Genomic DNA, 17,474 nt, shown 5'->3' on the forward strand with positions numbered 1-17,474 from the left:
CCCGAGAACACTGGCTCCGATCGGGAACTCTTGCGCGGAGTGAGCTTTTGTCTGACACTGCCACCAAGGGAGCCCGATATGACGACAGACGATCACGACACCGCCGACAGCAAGCTGACGCGCTCCAAGCGTCGCTGGGCCGAGGAAGGCAAGTTTTTGACAGGACGGATCTCGCGACCCGACGCCGAACGCCTGCCGCCAGGCCAGCATCTCGTCAAGAACTGGCCGGTGCTCGATCTCGGCCAACAGCCGGAAATCCGCCCAGACAATTGGCGGCTGGATATTCGCGGTCTGGTCGAAAGCCCGGTCACACTGTCTTGGAAGAGCTTTCTTGCGCTCGACCAGTCTGAAAGCCGCAGCGACATTCACTGTGTGACGACCTGGTCGCGCTACGACAACGACTGGCGCGGCGTGCTCACCCAAGATCTCCTCGACGCAGCCTCTCCCAAGCCCGAAGCAACGCATGTGATGCTGACGAGCTATGACGGCTACACGACAAATCTGCCCCTGGAGGATTTCGCGGCCGAGGACGCGATCCTCGCCACGCATTGGCAAGGCGAACCGATCACCGTAGAACATGGCGGGCCGATGCGGCTGGTCGTGCCGCATCTCTACTTCTGGAAAAGCGCGAAGTGGCTGAACCGCATTGAGCTCATCGCCGGCGACAAAGCAGGATTCTGGGAGCGCAACGGCTATCACATGCGCGGCGACCCCTGGCGTGAAGAGCGCTATTCCGACGATTGAAATCAGACGCGTCTGGCGGCGGCGAACAGACCGAGGCCGGCGAAGATCATGCCGCCGCCCCACCAGATCCAGCTGCGGTCATTCACCATGAAACTCTGCTCGGGATAGGGGAAAACACCACTCCCCTGCCCCATCCAGATCAGCCCCATCAGGGCAATCAGCAGGCCTGCGCCCATCAAAATCTTGCGCGTCATCGGACACCTCCACTTTCACCATCTTACGCGTTTCCCGAGACGCCGGCTCACCCGATCGGCGACGCCGGCGCCGTTCAGCGCAGGAAGGCACGGAAGCGGCGCAAAGATATGGCGAACAACACGCCGCCGATTGCGATCAACGCCAGAAATTGCGGCCACACCACCGAAAAACCGGCGCCCCGGAACAGGATCGCCTGCCCCAGCATCACGAAATGGGTGTTCGGAGCAGCCAGCATGATGTCCTGAATGATTACCGGCATGCTTTCGCGCGGCGTCACACCGCCCGAGAGAACCTGGAGCGGGATCATCACCAGCATCAGCAGCATGCCGAATTGCGGCATCGACCCGGCGGTGGTGGCGAGAAAGATGCCGAGCGAGGTGGTGGCGAACAGATGCAGCGCAGCGCCAGCGAGAAACAGCGCCAGCGATCCCTGGATCGGGACGTTGAGCAGCCCGTTGATGACGACCGTGATCGAAAAGGCCGAGGCGACGAGAACGACGAGCCCCATCGACCAGATCTTGCTGAGCATGATCTCGGTGCTGGTCACCGGCATGACCAGGAGATGCTCGACCGTGCCATGCTCCCGTTCCCGGATCAGCGCCGCGCCTGTCAGCACGATGGCGAGCATGGTGATCGAGGTGATCAGATTGACGATGGAGCCGAACCAAAGGCTGTTTCGCTGCGGATTGAAGCGATTGCGCATCACCAGATCCGCGCCGACGCTTGCCGAACCGCGATAGCGCTTGACGAATTCGTTGATTTCCGAGGTCACGATCGACTGGATGTAACCATTGCCGCTGAAGGCCTGGGTCATGCGGGTGGCGTCGACATTCAACTGCAGGGTCGGCTGTCGTCCCGCCAGGAGATCCCGCTGGAAGTCGGTGGGAATGTCGAGCGCGAAGGTGTCGAGACCGGCGTCCATGCGCCTGTCCATTTCGGAGATGTCGATCAGCTTCGGCGTGGTGAAATAGGGTGGATAGAAGGCCGTCTCGATGCGAGCCGACAAAGGCGACCGATCCTCGTCCACCACCGCGATGGCCGCATGGTTGAGCGTCTCCGGCATGGCGCGGGAGGCGGTGTAGACCGAGATGGTGAAGGAATAGACGATCAGGATCATCAGCATGGTGTCCCTCAGGAGACCGCGGATTTCCTTGACGCCGAGATTGTAGATGTTCGCGAGCCGCATGGATCATCTCGCCTGTTTCTTGAGGAGGCTGACGCTGAGCGCCATGAGAACCGGGATCGACAACAGGATCGGCCCGAAGGCGCCGGAGAGACCTTGAAAATCGAGCCCCTTGGAGAAGGCGCCGCGCGCGATGTTCATGAAATAGGTGGCGGGATAGATCTCGCCGATGATGCGCCCCCCGCCCTGAAGCGACGAGACCGGGTCGATCATGCCGGAAAACTGGATGGCCGGAACCAGCGTCAACAAGGCTGTCGCGAACACCGCAGCGATCTGGCTCGACATGAAGGTGGAGATGAGCAGCCCCATCGCCGTGGTGGCGCAGACATAGATAAAGCCGCCCAGCACGAAGCCGAGAAAACTGCCCTTGAAGGGCACGCCGAACAGGAAGACGGCGACGAAGCACATCAGGAGGCAGTTGAACATGCCGATGGCGATATAGGGCGCCTGCTTGCCGAGCAGGAACTCCAGCCGCGTCGCCGGCGTGACATAGAGATTGACGATCGAGCCCAGTTCCTTTTCCCGCACCACCGACAGCGCGGTCAGCATCGCCGGAATAAGGATCAGCAACAGCGCGATCACGGCGGGGACCATGGCGACCAGGCTCTTGATGTCGGGATTATAGCGGTAGCGCGTCTCGATCGTGAAGGAGCCGGCAGTGGCGGCATCGCCATAGATCAGGCGTGATTTGGCTGTCAGCCATGCATTGTGGATGCCTTGGACATAACCAGCCATGGTCTCGGCGCGCGACGGCATGGAGGCGTCGAGCCATGCGGCCACCGAAACGGTGTCGCCGCGCAGAACATCGCGCCCGAAGCCGGGCGGGATTTCGATCGCCAGGCTGATGTCGCCGCTCTTCATGCGGCGATCGAGATCGGCGTAATCGCGGATCGGCTCCTTCTCGACGAAATAGCGCGAGCCGCTGATATCGAGCGTATAATCGCGGCTGATCGAGGTGTCGTCGCGATCGAGAACCGCGAAAGTGAGGTTTTCGACGTCGAGATTGATGCCGTAGCCCATCACGAACATCAGGATGATGCTGCCGAGAACCGCAAGCGTGGCGCGGATCGGATCGCGCATCAGCTCCATGGCTTCGCGCTGGCTGTAGCTCAGCAGGCGGCGGACATCGAAAGCGCGTCGTTTCTGCGGCTGGAACGCCGCTCCCGGCCCTTCTTGAGACGCGGCGATATCGGCCTTCGGCGCGTCGCCCGACGCATCTTCCAAATAGGCGATGAAGGCGGTCTCCAGATCGCCTGCGCCGCGACTTTGCATGATCGCGGCGGGCGTATCGCTGACCAGCACCTTGCCGGCATGCATGAGCGAGATCCGGTCGCAGCGGGCCGCCTCGTTCATGAAATGGGTGGAGATGAAGATGGTGACGTTGTCGCGGCGCGACAGATCGGCCAGCACCCGCCAGAAATCGTCGCGCGCCACCGGATCGACCCCGGAGGTGGGTTCGTCGAGGATCAGGATCTCCGGCCGATGGATCAGCGCGACGGCGAGCGAGAGACGCTGGCGCACGCCGAGCGGCAGGGCCTCCGGCAATTCATCCATGATGGCGTCGAGACCGAAACGATCGGCCAATTCGGTTATGCGCGGCTGAATGTCGCCGGCCGGCATCTGAAACAGTCGAGCATGAAGTTCGAGATTCTGCCGGACGGTCAGTTCCGTATAGAGCGAGAAGGCCTGCGACATGTAGCCGACGCGACGGCGCGCCTCCATATCGCCCGCGTCGATCTCCCGGCCGAACAGGCGCGCCCTGCCCTCGCTAGCCGGCAACAGGCCGGTCAGCATCTTCATGGTCGTGCTCTTGCCGCAACCATTGGAGCCGAGAAAGCCGAAAATCTCGCCGCGCGGAATGGCGAAACTGACATCGCTGACGGCGATGAAATCGCCGAAGCGCATGGTGAGATGCTCGGCCTCGATGGCGAGATCGCCGGCGACTTCAGCGCGCGGAGGAATGACGACGGGCTGATGACCGCGGCTTACCTCTTCCGGCAAAAGCGCGATGAAGGCCTCATCGAGATCGGCAGTGTTCGTGCGCGCCAGGAAATCGGCGGGCGCGCCTTCAGCCAGAACCCGGCCATCGTTCATCGCCACCAGCCAGTCGAAACCGGCAGCCTCTTCCATATAGGCCGTGGCCACCAGCACGCTCATCGAAGGCCTGCCGGCGCGGATCGCATCGATCATTTCCCAGAACTGCCGGCGCGACAGCGGGTCGACGCCTGTGGTCGGCTCGTCGAGGATCAGGAGATCGGGGTCATGCACGAGCGCGCAGCAGAGGCCGAGCTTCTGCTTCATGCCGCCCGACAGTTTTTCGGCTGGACGATCGACGAAGGGGTGAAGGCCGGTGCGCGCAACGAGATCGGCGATGCGGGCCTTGCGTTCGGCCTTGTCCTGGCCGAACAACCGGCCGAAGAAATCGATGTTTTCGTAGACGGACAGGGTCGGATAGAGATTCTTGCCCAGACCCTGCGGCATATAGGCGATGCGCGGGCAGAGATCAGCCCGCACCGAGGGCTTGCCGATATCGCCGCCGAGCACGCTGACCGCGCCCGACTGAATGGCGCGGGCGCCCGAAATCAGCGACATCAGGCTGGACTTGCCGACCCCGTCGGGGCCGATTAGGCCCACCATGCGACCGGCGGGAATATCCAGCGTGATGTCATTGAGCGCTTGGGTCTTGCCATAAGCGAGACTGACGCCTGACAGACGGACGACAGGCTCCGTCGCCGCCGTCATTTCACCAAGCCCTTGTCGAGATCAGCAGGCCAGGCGACGTTCTTGTCGATGCGAACATAAGCCATGCCGGGCAAGCCGGTCTTCACATAGGAAATGTATTTGCGCAGCAGATCGGGAGAGATATGGGCGCGGACGCGGAACATCAGCTTCTGCCGCTCTTCCTCGGTCTCCACGGTCTTTGGCGTGAACTGCGCGACATCGGACACGAAAGTCACGGTGGCGGGAATGACATATTGCGGGGCCGCATCGAGAACCAGTCTCGCCTCGGCGCCGAGCGCCAGCTTACCGGCGAGTTCCGACGGCAGGAAGAAGGTCATGTAGACATCGGTCAGATCGACCATATTGACGACGCGACCGCCGCTCGAAACGACCTCGCCGGGTTCGGCGACAATGTATTGGACGCGGCCATCGCGGGGGGCCTTCAACACGCCGTCACGGATCTGCGTGTCGACGGAATCGATCGCGGCGCGGGCGGCGTCCACGGCGGCTTCGGCATCGACCACCTGGGCGCGGGCCGCGCCGATGGCGGCGTCGGCCGCCGCAACGGAGGCTTCGGCCGCAGCGAGGGCGGCGCGGGCGCCCGCATCCGTCGCGCGGTCGTCATCGAGCACCTGCAGCGCCACGGTGTTGGTCTGCGTCAATTTTTCAGACCGCGCGAGGCGCTTGGACGCGGCGTCGAGTTGCGCTTGGCGCTGGGCGACAGTGGCTTGATCAGCCCTTTTTTCAGCCAGACGCTGCTCGACCTGGCTGCGGGCGGTATCGACGCCGATGACGGCGCGGCGGAGATCGGCTTCCGCCTGGCGCTTCTGAGCCTCGAGCTGTTCGGTGTCGATCCGCGCCAGCACCTGATCGACATGGACGAAATCGCCTTCCTTCACCTCGAGGCGCGCGACCCGTCCGGCGCTCTTGGCCGCGACATCGATTTCGACCGCCTCAATGCGGCCATTGCCGGAAGCGATGCCCACAGGAAGCCCGTCTCCCTGATACGTCTTGTATCCGTAATAGCCGAAACCGGCGGCCAGCGCCGCTGCGATCGCCAATGGCGCCCATCTGGAAGACGTCATGATCATGCCTCCCCTTTGGCCATGCCGGTCGGCGTGCGCGATGATGCGCTGAGAAATTCGTGATTGCGCATGCCGACATACTCCTCTGATTCAAAAAAAGCCTGCTGGCGCGGCGTTCAATCCGTGCGCGGCCAGACGAGAGGAGAGTAGGCCGCAGGGCCGCGCCAACCATGACATAAATCAAGTCGCAGCCGGCTGGATTTAGGCGTTCTTGATCAAGTTCCCGACAAACCGCGTTTGTTCAGGTGAATGGCGGGTGAACGGCCAGTTCAGACCCGGTTCGGACGCCCTGTGCTTCTATGCGGTCAAGATCGGGGCGTTTTTGGGAGCCGGGCCATGCAGACCTATTTCTTCGACATCCATTGGAATGGCGAACTGCTTCAGGACGAAGACGGCGCTCCGCATTACGACGAAGGCTCCGCGCTCTACTACGCCCGCGTGATCGCCAACCGGCTGGCGCGGGGCTCGGACGAGGCGGCGATCCGCATCCATGTGCGATCAGGCGACGGCCGCCCCTTCGCGATCGTGTCTCCGACGCCAAGAGGCCCCCGTGCGGTCAACGAAGTCCGGGTCCGCGCCATCGTCGAACGCGACCTCAGCCGTCAGCGGAGCGAGGATGTGGCTGTTGTGTGAACCACCTTTTTCAAGTGGCGCCGAAAATCTATCTTTACTGAGAATAGTGGTGCCCGGGACCGGAATCGAACCAGTGACACGCGGATTTTCAATCCGCTGCTCTACCAACTGAGCTACCCGGGCAAGTGATGTTCGGAGGCTTTCGTCTCCGCCGGAGTTTGGTTTTCTCCGGAAGCGAGCGGGGTTATAACACCTAATTTTTTGGGCGCAACCCCTGTGACAGATTTTTTTCAGTTTTTCGTAAGTGCTTTGAAAAACTAAGGATTTCAGCCTTCGTCGCTGCGCGGGCGGCGGTAGTCGTCCTCAGCCTTGGATTCGTCTTCGGCGACCGGAATCGCATAGGAGCCGGAGAGCCAGCGGGAGAGATCCAGGTTGCGGCAGCGCTCGGAGCAGAACGGATAGGATTCGCGCGTCGACGGCCTGTTGCATTCCGGGCAAGGGCGCGCCTTGCGCAGCGGCGCGATGTTGGATGCGGTCACGGCGCGCCCTCGCGCCATTTTTCCTGGAATTCGTAGCCCTCACCGATCAGCAACTGCGCGGTCTCGTAAAGCGGCAGGCCGACCACGCCGGTATAGGAGCCGGCGATTTTCTGGACGAAGCTGCCGGCGAAGCCCTGGATGGCGTAGCCGCCCGCCTTGCCGCGCCATTCGCCCGAGTCGATATAGGCCATGATTTCATGCGAGGTCAGTCGCTTGAAGCGCACCTTGGTCTCGACCACCTTGATGCGCGCCTGGCCGGCCGGCGTGATCAGACAAAGGCCGGTGTAAACCCAGTGGCTGCGCCCGGACAGGAGATGGAGCGACGCGGAGGCCTCTTCAACATAGTCCGGCTTGCCGAGAATGCGGCGGCCGACGGCCACCACGGTGTCGGCGGCGAGGATATAGCTGCCGGCCCAGGCCGGGTCGGTGCGGACGGCCTGAAAGGCGGCTTCCGCCTTTTCATGGGCGAGCCGACGCGCCAGCGAACGCGGATGTTCCGCGCGCTTGGGGGTTTCGTCGAGATCCATGGGAAGCAAGCGATCGGGCGTGATGCCCGCCTGCGCCAGAAGATCGAGGCGACGCGGCGAGCCGGACGCCAGTATCAGCCGCTGATTGAGCATGACAGGCGTCTCCCTCGCGGCCCGGCTTACTTGAAGCGGTAGGTGATGCGGCCTTTGGTCAGGTCGTAAGGCGTCATTTCCACCAGGACCTTGTCGCCGGCCAGAACGCGGATACGGTTCTTGCGCATGCGGCCCGCGGTGTGGGCGATGATCTCATGCTCGTTTTCCAGCTTCACGCGGAAGGTGGCGTTGGGGAGCAATTCGGTCACGACGCCCGGAAATTCCAGTACTTCTTCTTTCGCCATATTTGGGTGTGTTCCTAGAGTGGTTTGGCGGGCGGCAGAGAGCTCGCCCCCTTTGAATTGGCGCGGAACCTACACAAAAGCTTGGGCTTTGTGAACAGTCCGGGCGGCGGTTTTTAGGCTTAAAACGCCTGTGAAGCAAGACGGCGCGAGGGTTTTAGCCCGGGCCCGAGTTTTTGGCGGCGAGCCTGTCGCGGATCAGCCGAGTGAGATGATCCCGCACGTCGCGATAGGCGGCGAGGATCTGTTCGCGCGAACCCGTGGTCGCGGTCGGATCGGGCGTCGGCCAATAGATCACGTCGGCGGCCCAGGAACGGGTGAAGTCGAGCGCGGCGTGATGGGCTTCGGGGGCGAGCGTCACGATCAGGTCGAAATAATCGTCCTCGAGATCGTCGAGCACATGCGGCTGATGCTTGCCGATCGACAAGCCGATCTCGTCCAGGACGATGTCCACGAACGGGTCGCGGTCGCCGCGGCGAACGCCGGCGGAGGCGACATAGATCTGCGGCAGATAGTGACGCGCGATCGCCTCGGCCATCGGCGAGCGGATCGAGTTCATGCCGCACATGAACAGCACGGCGCCCGGCTGTCTCGATGGCGCGGCGGCGTCGCTCTCCATCCGGATCAACCCCGCCAGTAGAGGACGCAGACCAGCGTGAACAGGCGGCGCGCCGTATCGAAATCGATCACGACCTTGCCCTTCAGCCGATCTTCCAGTGTTTGCGAGCCCTCGTTGTGGATGCCGCGCCGCCCCATGTCGATCGCCTCGATCTGGCTGGGCGAGGCCGAGCGGATCGCCTGGTAATAGCTCTCGCAGATCATGAAATAGTCCTTGATGATCCGCTTGAACGGCGTCAGCGAGAGGATGTGGGTCGCCACCGCCTCGCCGCTTTCCGTCGTGATCGCCAGAACCAGTTTGTGATCGATGAGCGACAGCTTCAGGCGATAGGGGCCGCCCGCATGGCCTTCCGGGCGGAAGCTGTTTTCTTCCAGCAGGTCGAAGATGGCGACGGCGCGTTCATGTTCGACATCGGGCGTGGAGCGCCCGATCGATTCATCGAGCGTCACATCCGATAGCCGAAACGCCCCCGCCCCCTCCATTGTCAGGCCTCGGGATTGAGACGGATGGCGACAGAGCGGGCATGGGCGTCGAGCCCTTCACATTCGGCGAGCGCGATGGCCGCCGGTCCGAGCGCCCGAAGCGGATCGGCCGTGAGTTTGAGGATCGAGGAGCGCTTCATATAGTCGAGCACCGATAGACCCGAGGAGAAGCGCGCCGAGCGCGCCGTCGGCAGCACATGGTTGGAGCCGCCGACATAATCGCCGATCACCTCGGGCGTATGACGACCGAGGAAGAAGGCGCCGGCGTTGCGGATGCGGTTCATCAGCGCTTCGGGATCGGCAGTGGCGATTTCCAGATGTTCGGCGGCGATGCGATCGGCGATCTTCACCGAGGCGTCGAGATGCGGCACCAGGATCACGGCGCCGAAATCGCGCCAGGAGGCTTCCGCCGTCTCCGCGCGGCTAAGCCGCTTCAACTGACGCTCGACCGCCGCCACCACGGCGCGGCCGAACTCGGCGTCGTCGGTCACCAGAATGGATTGCGCGCCGGTGTCGTGTTCCGCCTGGGCGAGAAGATCGGCGGCGATCCAGTCGGGATCATTATCCTTGTCGGCGATAACAAGCACTTCCGAGGGACCGGCGATCATATCGATGCCGATCGTTCCGAAGACCTGGCGCTTGGCGGCCGCGACATAGGCGTTGCCGGGGCCGGTGACCTTGGCCACGGGCGCGATGGTGGCGGTGCCGTAAGCGAGCGCCGCGATCGCCTGAGCGCCGCCGATGCGATAGATTTCGTCGACGCCGGCGATCTTGGCGGCGGCCAGCACGGCCGGATTGATCTCGCCACGCATGGCGGGCACGACCATCACGAGGCGCGGCACGCCGGCGACCTTGGCCGGAATGGCGTTCATCAACACCGAACTCGGATAGCTGGCGCTTCCGCCCGGCACATAAAGGCCGACCGCTTCGATGGCCGTCCAGCGCGAGCCGAGCGTCACGCCGAGCGCGTCCTCATAGACGTCGTCCTTCGGCAATTGGCGACGATGATGCTTTTCGATGCGTTCTGCGGCAAGATGCAGGGCGTCGCGCACCTTGGAGTCGATGGCCGCATAGGCGGCGTCGAGCTCGCTCGCGTCGACGCGCATGGAGACCTGGGCGAAGTCGAGTTGGTCGAAACGGTGCGAATATTCAGCAAGGGCTGCATCCCCGCGGGCGACCACATCGGCGATGATCGCCTTGACGGTCGCGTTCACGTCCTCGGAGACTTCGCGTTTCGTGGTCAGGAAGGCGGCGAACCGCGTTTCGAAATCCTGATCGCTGCTGTCCAGCCAAATCGCCAATGCAATCCCCTCTTCACACAGCGCCGCAACCGGCGCCCATACGCCTCACGCCGCCCCGGGATGCCGGGGCTTCATGGCGGTTTCCCATGCCCCGCCGGTATCCGCAAGCTGCGCTTCGATACAGTCCACATGTAGCAGGATCGAGCCGCCGCCGGAAAGCACCAGTTCGACGGATCCATCCGGCCCCTCCCCTTCCTTGTCGAAAAGAATGGCGAGCAAGGACAGCACGGTGTCGGAGGCCTTGCGGTCGAAACCGATCGAACGGACCGACTTGACCTGCTTGAAACAGAGCGCGGCGCGGCGGCGCTCGAAGCCCTTCTCGCCGCGGTCGCTGGCTTCCCAGGCAAACCGGTTGGCCGAGAGCATGAAATGGCCGGCGCGCGGCTTGTAGTCGATGTCGCCGACCTTGAAGACGGCGTCCTGCATCTGCGCCGAAACAACGGTCAGATCTTCTTCATCGAGAGCGAGCAGTTTCAGTGTCATGATGTCTGTCCAGCATTGCGGCCCGCATCCCATGGCGGGCCAATCTTAATGCTTCAGATAAGAGCGCCCCGCCCGCTCCGCAACCGCGGATCAATCGCTGATGCGTTCGACCAGCGCGCCGCAGCGGGTGAGCTTCTCTTCGAGCCGCTCGAAGCCGCGATCCAGATGATAGACGCGCGACACCATGGTTTCGCCCTCTGCGGCGAGACCGGCGATGACGAGCGACACGGAGGCGCGAAGATCGGTCGCCATCACAGGCGCGCCCTTGAGACGCTCGACGCCCTCGATGCGGGCCGTCTGGCCGTTGAGCGTGATCTTGGCCCCGAGTCGGGCCAGTTCCTGCACATGCATGAAGCGATTTTCGAAGATCGTCTCGGTGATGTGCGCCGCGCCGTTGGCGCGCGTCATCAGCCCCATGAACTGCGCCTGCAAATCGGTGGGGAAACCCGGATAGGGGTCGGTGACGATATCGACGGGCTTGATGGCCCCGCCATGGCCCACGACGCGGATGCCGCGCTCGGTGGCGGTGATCTCGGCGCCGGCGCGGCGGATGGCTTCGAGCGCGGTTTCGAGATAAGCAGGATTGGTGTCGACGATTTCGACGTCGCCGCCGGTCATCGCAACGGCCATGGCGTAGGTTCCGGTTTCGATGCGATCGGGCATGACGCGATGGCGCGCGCCCGACAGAGCGGACACGCCCTCGATGGTGATCGTGGAGGTGCCGGCGCCGGAGATCTTGGCCCCCATGGCGTTCAGGCAGTTGGCGAGGTCGACGATTTCGGGCTCGCGGGCGGCATTGCCGATCACGGTCACGCCGCGCGCCAGGCTGGCGGCCATCAGCATCACATGCGTGGCGCCGACGGACACTTTCGGGAAGGTGTAGCGTGCGCCGATGAGGCCGCCCTTCGGAGCCGTGGCGTTGACATAACCGCTGTCGATCTCGATTTCGGCGCCGAGCGCCCGCAGGCCCTCGATGAAGAGATCGACCGGTCGCGTGCCGATGGCGCAGCCGCCGGGCAGCGAGACCCGGGCCTTGCCTTCGCGCGCCAGAAGCGGACCGATCACCCAGAAGCTCGCGCGCATCTTGGAGACGAGCTCATAGGGCGCGATGACGTCAGCGACGGTACGGCAGGTAAAGTGAACGGTGCGGGCATAGGAGCCGTCCTGATGCTCGCGACGACCGTTGACGGAGATGTCGACGCCGTGATTGCCGAGAATGCGGATCAGTTGCTCGACATCGGCCAGATGCGGCACATTCTCCAATGTCAGCGTGTCGCTGGTCATCAGAGATGCGATCATCAGCGGCAGAGCCGCATTCTTCGCCCCCGAAATCGGAATGACGCCATTGAGCGGCCTGCCGCCTACGATCCTGATGCGATCCATGAAATCCTATCCCCTGCGGCGCCGCGCCTGCTGCGCGCCCGCGAAAAAACCTAGGCCCCTTTAGCGGATTGATCCGAGACATTCAAGGAACGCCGCCAAGGGCGGTTAAACGCGGAAATGGGGGAAAAGTGAGGCGTACCCTGCTGGGGCCGGCCGTCGCTCGGTCAATCCGGATCCACCTGATCCGTCGATATCAATGCGCCCGGGCGAGCGTCTTCCGCGCCTTGTCTTCGCGCACGCGCCTGTTGCTTGCGCTTTGCGAGATTGGCGCGCAACTCTGCCTTCAACCTGTCCTCACGCGCCTGTCGCGGAGCGACCGCCTGACGACGTTGGCTCTGTGGATCGTCCTCTTTCTGCATGGCGGAGATGTAGCGTGGAACGGCCCGTTCGCCAAGGTTTAGGGAGCAGGCTGCCAAAAAACTTTCGCAAAATGGAAATCGGCGCTTGCATGCCCCCCGAGTCTATGGCAATAGCGCGCCTACCGGACGGCTGATGCGCCGCACCGGTTCGGACGCTGAAACATCAAGCGTTTTCATGGTCATGCTGCCGTAGCTCAGTGGTAGAGCACACCCTTGGTAAGGGTGAGGTCGGTGGTTCAATCCCACTCGGCAGCACCATTTTCTCAGACTACAGGCAGAGCAATCGTCTCCCTTGGGGAGACTACGGCTCGCAGATGCAACTCTTCGAGGCGATCATCGCCTGCCGAGCCGGCAACTCGCACATCGCGACCAGCCGCATAATTGTTTGCGGCAAAACTCAGAACGACAGCGGTCGGCTACACTGGCTTATCGAGAAGAGGCCACATCCCCGGAAACGCCGCGGTCAACCCAAAAAGGGGGCCGAAGCCCCCTTTCCGCAATTCCAGAATGAATTAGAACGTGCGCTCGAAGCGGAGCATACCGTTCCACTGGTCGTTGTCGACCACCTTGTTGTCCCACTTCGTGTAGGTGACTTCCGGCATGATGAGAAGACCAGAAACCGGGTTCCACTTGAGGTTGGCGGCAGCAGCGAACGTGTCGTTGTCGGTGCCGGCGACCTGCAGGTTTGCAGCGAGGTTGTCGGCGGCCTTGTAGCCAACGCCAGCCCATGCAGCCCAGTCGCCCCAACCCACATAGCCGTCGCCCGGAGCGTAGGCGTTGACTCCGCCCGAGTTCCAGGCGCCCATCACGAAGGCCGACACGGTGCCGAAATTGCCGTCCAAGCGAGCCTTGATCGCGCCGTCTTCAGCGCGTTCATCGTAACCGCCGACCACGGTTACACCGAAAGCGCCGACCGAATAGCCAACGCCGGCGACGACGTTCGGGACGTAGTCCTTGCCGTTGACGACCACGTCATATGTCGTACCGTCTGCGCGGCGGCGGGTCACTTCAGTGTCGTCAGCCTCAACCGCGACTACAGCTTTGAAACCGGCGCCGTTGTCATAGCTGTAGTTGATCTGGTTGATTTCGGAACCACCGTAGTCAACCACGTCGTCGTTGATGATGTCGCCAGCATAGTTGGTGAACGAGCTGTAGACCGAGTCAGCAAGACCGACCTGGAAGCCAGCGAGCGAAATGTTCGCGGCGATCAGCTCAGTCGTGGTGTGCGTTCCATCATTGGCGGTGCCGTCGAAGTCGAAGCGACCGACGAACTGGGTCTTAAGAGCGCCATATTCGGTGTCAGCCGCGGAATCCATGTAGATTTCGCCGCGCGACTTGGTGTTGTATCCTTCCTGACCCTTTGGCGAGTAGGAGTCAGCAGCCTGAACGTCGAAGCGCACGCGACCACCGACCTTGAGGCAGGTCTCGGTGCCCGGGATGTAGAAATAGCCGGTGCCGAAAGCGTCGCAAACCTTGACATATTCCATGGGTTCCGGCTCAGCGGCAACCACGGCGTCGGCAGCCTGAGTGCCGGAAACAACTGCCAGAGCAGCTGCGGAGCCGAGAAGAAGGCTCTTGATGTTCATGGTGAAAACTCCAGTTCGTTGTTATCTCTAGGTCAGGGCCACTATCGTGGAAAACCCACGCCCGCCCGCTTCTTTTCCGAAGAAGCGATGTGTCTTGTCCCTTCGAAACAGACCTTACGCCGGGGCCCCGGCGGTCAAAATATGAAACCGGACAAATGATATGCTAGCTAAGTTTATGCGGCAAGGTCCGTGGCAGAAGCGCCACTTCTTTAATCGGAGGGGATCAATCGGGTTGATCAGGCTTGATCGGAAAATACAAAGAAGAGTTCTACCGCTTAAAAACGCAAAAAAGGGGGCCGAAGCCCCCTTTCCACAATCCTGATTGGATTAGAACGTGCGCTCGAAGCGGAGCATGCCGTTCCACTGGTCGTTGTCGACCACCTTGTTGTCCCACTTCGTGTAGGTCACTTCCGGCATGATCAGGAGACCAGAAACCGGGTTCCACTTGAGGTTGGCGGCAGCAGCGAACGTGTCGTTGTCGGTGCCTGCGACCTGCAGGTTGGCGGCGAGGTTGTCGGCGGCCTTGTAGCCAACGCCAGCCCAAGCAGCCCAGTCGCCCCAACCAACGTAGCCGTCGCCCGGAGCGTAGGCATGAACGCCGCCGGAGTTCCAGGCGCCCATCACGAAGGCCGAAACGGCGCCGAAGTTGCCATCTACGCGGGCCTTGACAGCGCCTTCTTCAACGCGCTCGTCATAACCGCCGACGACGGTCACGCCGAACGAGCCCATGGTGTAGCCAGCGCCGGCGACGACGTTCGGGACGTAGTCCTTGCCGTTGACGACCACATCATATTCCGTCCCATCAGCGCGGCGACGCGTCACTTCCGTGTCGTCAGCTTCAACAGCCACCACAGCCTTGAAACCGGTGCCGGAATCGTAGGTGTAGTTGATCTGATTGACTTCGAAACCACCATAGGAGATCACGTCGTCGTTGATGATGTCGCCAGCATAGTTGGTGAACGAGCTGTAGACCGAGTCAGCAAGACCGACCTGGAAACCAGCGAGTGAAATATTCGCAGCGATCAGCTTTGTGGTGGTGTGCGTGCCGTCATTGTAGGTGCCGTCGAAGTCGAAACGGCCGACGAACTGGGTCTTCAGAGCGCCGTATTCGGAATCGGACGCGGAATCCATGTAGATTTCGCCGCGCGAACGGGTGTTGTAGCCTTCCTGGCCCTTGGGCGAGTAGGAGTCAGCAGCCTGGACGTCGAAACGAACGCGACCACCGACCTTGAGGCAGGTCTCGGTGCCCGGGATGTAGAAATAGCCGGTGCCGAAAGCGTCGCAAACCTTGACATATTCCATGGGTTCCGGCTCAGCGGCAACCACGGCGTCGGCAGCCTGAGCGCCGGAAACAACCGCCAGAGCAGCTGCGGAGCCGAGAAGAAGGCTCTTGATGTTCATGGTGAAAACTCCAGTTCGTTGTTATCTTTAGGTCAGGGCCACTATCGCGGAAAACCCACGCCCAACCGCCCCTTTTCCGAAGAAGCGATGTGTCTTGCCCCTTCGAGACAAACCTTACGCCGGGGCTCCGGCGGACAAAATATGAAAGTGGGAAATTGCTGGGCTAGCTAAGCTTCTGGCGTCAAAGCCGTGGCGGAAGCGCCACTTCTTTAATCGGAACAGATCAAACAGGTTGATCGCAATTGATCGAAACATACAAGAAAGGACAATTACAACGCAAAATACAATGAAGGGGGCCTTCTGGCCCCCTTCGAATCTCCACGTGGAGATTAGAACGTGCGCTGGAAGCGGATCATGCCGTTCCACTGGTCGCCGTCGGCCTTATCGTTGTCGAACGAGGTGTAGGTGACTTCCGGCTGGATCAGCAGACCAGAAACCGGGTTCCACTTGACGTTGGCGGCGACAGCGAGGGTGTCGTTGTCCGTGCCGGCGATCTGAGCGTTGACCTTGACGTCGTCGGAGACCTTGTAGCCAACGCCAGCCCAGGCAGCCCAATCACCCCAAGCGGCGCCCGAACCATCGCCAGGAGCGTAGTTGTTCACTTCCTTGCCGGAAGAAGACCAAGCGCCCATCACGAAGGCGGAGAAGGCGCCGAAGTTGCCATCGACGCGACCCTTGACAGCGCCTTCGTCACGACGCTCGTCGTAACCGCCAACGATAGACACGCCGAATGCATCGGCGCTGTAGGCGAGACCAGCAACCACGTTAGGGACATAGTCCTGACCGTTGACGACTTCGTCGTACTCATTGCCCTGGGCATCGATCTTGGTGACTTCGATGTCATCGGCCTCAACGCCAATGGCGGCCTTGAAGCCGGCGCCGGAGTCGTAGACGTAGTTGATCTGGTTGACTTCGAACTGGCCGTAGGAAACGACGTCGTCGTTGATGATGTCGCCGGCGTAACCGGTGAACGAGCTGAACAGCGTGTCGGCGAGACCGACCTGGAAGCCGGCGAGCGAGATGTTCGCCTGGATCAGCTTGGTGGTGGTGTGCGTGCCGTCGTTATAGGTGTTGTCGAAGTCGAAACGGCCGACGAACTTGGTCTTCAGAGCGCCGTATTCGGTGTCGGAAGCCGAGTCCATGTAGATTTCGCCGCGCGAACGCGAGTTCCAGCCGTTGTCGCTGTCGAGCTTGTAGGAATTGGCGGCCTTCAGATCGAAGCGGACGCGACCGCCGACCTTGAGGCAGGTCTCGGTGCCGGGGATGTAGAAGTAGCCGGTGCCGTAAGCGTCGCAGACCTTGACATATTCCATGGGTTCCGGCTCAGCGGCGACGACAGCGTCGGCGGCCTGAGCGCCAGAAACGACCGCGAGAGCGGCGGCGGAGCCGAGGAGAAGGCTCTTGATAGACATGTTGACCTCCAGTCAAACTTTTAAATTCTGGCCAGGCCGCCTGAAAAATATCCCCTGGGACCTGACCACCCCGATAAAAAGAGAGCGATTTCCCGTTCTCTGGAAAAAGGTCTTAGCGGGCTTTCGCTACGGCAAAATATCACAAGTCGTCGCTTCGGCTTTTGTGACAAGACGTGACGACGCAGTTGTGGCAAAGTTACCACTCTTTGTGGCGAGGCCATGAAATTTTCCGAGTAAAATGAAGGATTTATGACACTTCCATGACAGGCTTCCGCAGCTACAGGTCATATGATCCGGCTCCGCTCAGCCATGGGTTTCGGATTCGATGAATGTTTAGATGTTGCGATTACACGCATAAAAGAAGAAGGGGGCCCTGCAGCCCCCTTCAATCTCACCACTCGGCGACCGATCCGTCTACATGCCGCCATACGGGATTGCGCCAACGATGGCCCTCCTTGGCCCGCTCGATCACATAGGCTTCGTCCACCTCAACGCCGAGCCCGGGGCCCTGCGGGATCGACACGAAGCCGTCCTCGTAGTGGAACA

At 61.8% G+C, this 17,474-nt stretch carries 18 protein-coding genes, 2 tRNA genes and 1 pseudogene; 3 read left to right on the forward strand and 18 right to left on the reverse strand.

Annotation, left to right across the window (positions count from 1 at the left end; all coding sequences use genetic code 11):
* Positions 1 to 78: 78 nt before the first annotated feature.
* A complete protein-coding gene (locus E8Q41_RS16935; protein WP_137156738.1) occupies positions 79 to 744 on the forward strand; it encodes a sulfite oxidase-like oxidoreductase in 666 nt (221 codons plus the stop codon).
* A 2-nt stretch (positions 745 to 746) separates the two neighbouring features.
* On the opposite strand, the gene E8Q41_RS16940 is transcribed toward E8Q41_RS16935, so the two are convergent.
* The 4 genes from E8Q41_RS16940 to E8Q41_RS16955 form a co-directional block, all read right to left on the reverse strand.
* Positions 747 to 938, reverse strand: coding sequence for a hypothetical protein (locus E8Q41_RS16940; RefSeq protein ID WP_137156739.1), 192 nt, complete (start codon positions 936 to 938; stop codon positions 747 to 749).
* Positions 939 to 1,012: 74 nt separating this feature from the next.
* Positions 1,013 to 2,125 carry an ABC transporter permease gene (locus E8Q41_RS16945; protein ID WP_137156740.1) on the reverse strand — a complete coding sequence of 371 codons (1,113 nt, stop codon included), beginning with the start codon at positions 2,123 to 2,125 and terminating at the stop codon, positions 1,013 to 1,015.
* Positions 2,126 to 2,128: 3 nt separating this feature from the next.
* The gene (rbbA, locus tag E8Q41_RS16950; protein ID WP_137156741.1) at positions 2,129 to 4,864 is read right to left on the reverse strand and encodes a ribosome-associated ATPase/putative transporter RbbA; all 2,736 of its coding nucleotides are present in this window, start codon (positions 4,862 to 4,864) and stop codon (positions 2,129 to 2,131) included.
* Positions 4,861 to 5,928 (reverse strand): HlyD family efflux transporter periplasmic adaptor subunit, encoded by a 1,068-nt coding sequence (locus tag E8Q41_RS16955; protein WP_137156742.1) that lies wholly within the window; start codon positions 5,926 to 5,928, stop codon positions 4,861 to 4,863. Before E8Q41_RS16955 ends, rbbA begins: the two co-directional genes overlap by 4 nt.
* A 336-nt stretch (positions 5,929 to 6,264) precedes the next feature.
* On the opposite strand from E8Q41_RS16955, the gene E8Q41_RS16960 reads away from it, so the two are divergent.
* The gene (locus tag E8Q41_RS16960) at positions 6,265 to 6,561 is read left to right on the forward strand and encodes a hypothetical protein (RefSeq protein ID WP_137156743.1); all 297 of its coding nucleotides are present in this window, start codon (positions 6,265 to 6,267) and stop codon (positions 6,559 to 6,561) included.
* A 47-nt stretch (positions 6,562 to 6,608) separates the two neighbouring features.
* On the opposite strand, the gene E8Q41_RS16965 is transcribed toward E8Q41_RS16960, so the two are convergent.
* The 10 genes from E8Q41_RS16965 to E8Q41_RS25960 all read right to left on the reverse strand — a co-directional run bounded on the left by E8Q41_RS16965 (position 6,609) and on the right by E8Q41_RS25960 (position 12,529).
* A tRNA-Phe gene (locus E8Q41_RS16965) sits at positions 6,609 to 6,684 on the reverse strand.
* A 143-nt stretch (positions 6,685 to 6,827) separates the two neighbouring features.
* Positions 6,828 to 7,040: a DNA gyrase inhibitor YacG gene (gene yacG / locus E8Q41_RS16970; protein WP_246660225.1), complete on the reverse strand. Its 213-nt coding sequence runs from the start codon at positions 7,038 to 7,040 to the stop codon at positions 6,828 to 6,830.
* Positions 7,037 to 7,660, reverse strand: coding sequence for a Maf-like protein (locus E8Q41_RS16975; RefSeq protein WP_137156745.1), 624 nt, complete (start codon positions 7,658 to 7,660; stop codon positions 7,037 to 7,039). Before E8Q41_RS16975 ends, yacG begins: the two co-directional genes overlap by 4 nt.
* Positions 7,661 to 7,686: 26 nt before the next feature.
* On the reverse strand, positions 7,687 to 7,905 hold the full coding sequence (gene infA, locus E8Q41_RS16980; protein WP_004435948.1) for a translation initiation factor IF-1: 219 nt from the start codon (positions 7,903 to 7,905) through the stop codon (positions 7,687 to 7,689).
* 154 nt (positions 7,906 to 8,059) lie between these two features.
* Positions 8,060 to 8,521 carry a low molecular weight phosphatase family protein gene (locus tag E8Q41_RS16985; protein WP_137156746.1) on the reverse strand — a complete coding sequence of 154 codons (462 nt, stop codon included), beginning with the start codon at positions 8,519 to 8,521 and terminating at the stop codon, positions 8,060 to 8,062.
* 5 nt (positions 8,522 to 8,526) lie between these two features.
* Positions 8,527 to 9,003 (reverse strand): UPF0262 family protein, encoded by a 477-nt coding sequence (locus tag E8Q41_RS16990; RefSeq protein ID WP_137156747.1) that lies wholly within the window; start codon positions 9,001 to 9,003, stop codon positions 8,527 to 8,529.
* Positions 9,004 to 9,005: 2 nt separating this feature from the next.
* On the reverse strand, positions 9,006 to 10,304 hold the full coding sequence (gene hisD, locus E8Q41_RS16995) for a histidinol dehydrogenase (RefSeq protein WP_137156748.1): 1,299 nt from the start codon (positions 10,302 to 10,304) through the stop codon (positions 9,006 to 9,008).
* Between the two features lie 45 nt (positions 10,305 to 10,349).
* Positions 10,350 to 10,790, reverse strand: coding sequence for a DUF2948 family protein (locus tag E8Q41_RS17000; RefSeq protein ID WP_137156758.1), 441 nt, complete (start codon positions 10,788 to 10,790; stop codon positions 10,350 to 10,352).
* Positions 10,791 to 10,877: 87 nt separating this feature from the next.
* Positions 10,878 to 12,170, reverse strand: coding sequence for a UDP-N-acetylglucosamine 1-carboxyvinyltransferase (murA, locus tag E8Q41_RS17005; RefSeq protein ID WP_137156749.1), 1,293 nt, complete (start codon positions 12,168 to 12,170; stop codon positions 10,878 to 10,880).
* A gap of 164 nt (positions 12,171 to 12,334) precedes the next feature.
* Positions 12,335 to 12,529 carry a hypothetical protein gene (locus E8Q41_RS25960; protein WP_137156750.1) on the reverse strand — a complete coding sequence of 65 codons (195 nt, stop codon included), beginning with the start codon at positions 12,527 to 12,529 and terminating at the stop codon, positions 12,335 to 12,337.
* Between the two features lie 183 nt (positions 12,530 to 12,712).
* Here E8Q41_RS25960 and E8Q41_RS17015 point away from each other — a divergent pair.
* A tRNA-Thr gene (locus tag E8Q41_RS17015) sits at positions 12,713 to 12,787 on the forward strand.
* 254 nt (positions 12,788 to 13,041) lie between these two features.
* On the opposite strand, the gene E8Q41_RS17020 is transcribed toward E8Q41_RS17015, so the two are convergent.
* The 4 genes and pseudogenes from E8Q41_RS17020 to E8Q41_RS17035 all read right to left on the reverse strand — a co-directional run.
* The gene (locus tag E8Q41_RS17020) at positions 13,042 to 14,115 is read right to left on the reverse strand and encodes a porin (protein ID WP_137156751.1); all 1,074 of its coding nucleotides are present in this window, start codon (positions 14,113 to 14,115) and stop codon (positions 13,042 to 13,044) included.
* 327 nt (positions 14,116 to 14,442) lie between these two features.
* Positions 14,443 to 15,516, reverse strand: a complete 1,074-nt coding sequence (locus tag E8Q41_RS17025) for a porin (RefSeq protein WP_137156752.1) — start codon at positions 15,514 to 15,516, stop codon at positions 14,443 to 14,445.
* A 329-nt stretch (positions 15,517 to 15,845) separates the two neighbouring features.
* Positions 15,846 to 16,928 carry a porin gene (locus E8Q41_RS17030; RefSeq protein WP_137156753.1) on the reverse strand — a complete coding sequence of 361 codons (1,083 nt, stop codon included), beginning with the start codon at positions 16,926 to 16,928 and terminating at the stop codon, positions 15,846 to 15,848.
* 391 nt (positions 16,929 to 17,319) lie between these two features.
* A pseudogene (locus E8Q41_RS17035) lies at positions 17,320 to 17,474 on the reverse strand (D-galactonate dehydratase); the annotation flags it as partial.

Origin of the sequence: Rhizobium sp. FKL33 (assembly GCF_005222915.1) — a bacterium.
Classification (GTDB): Bacteria; Pseudomonadota; Alphaproteobacteria; order Rhizobiales; family Rhizobiaceae; genus Rhizobium_E.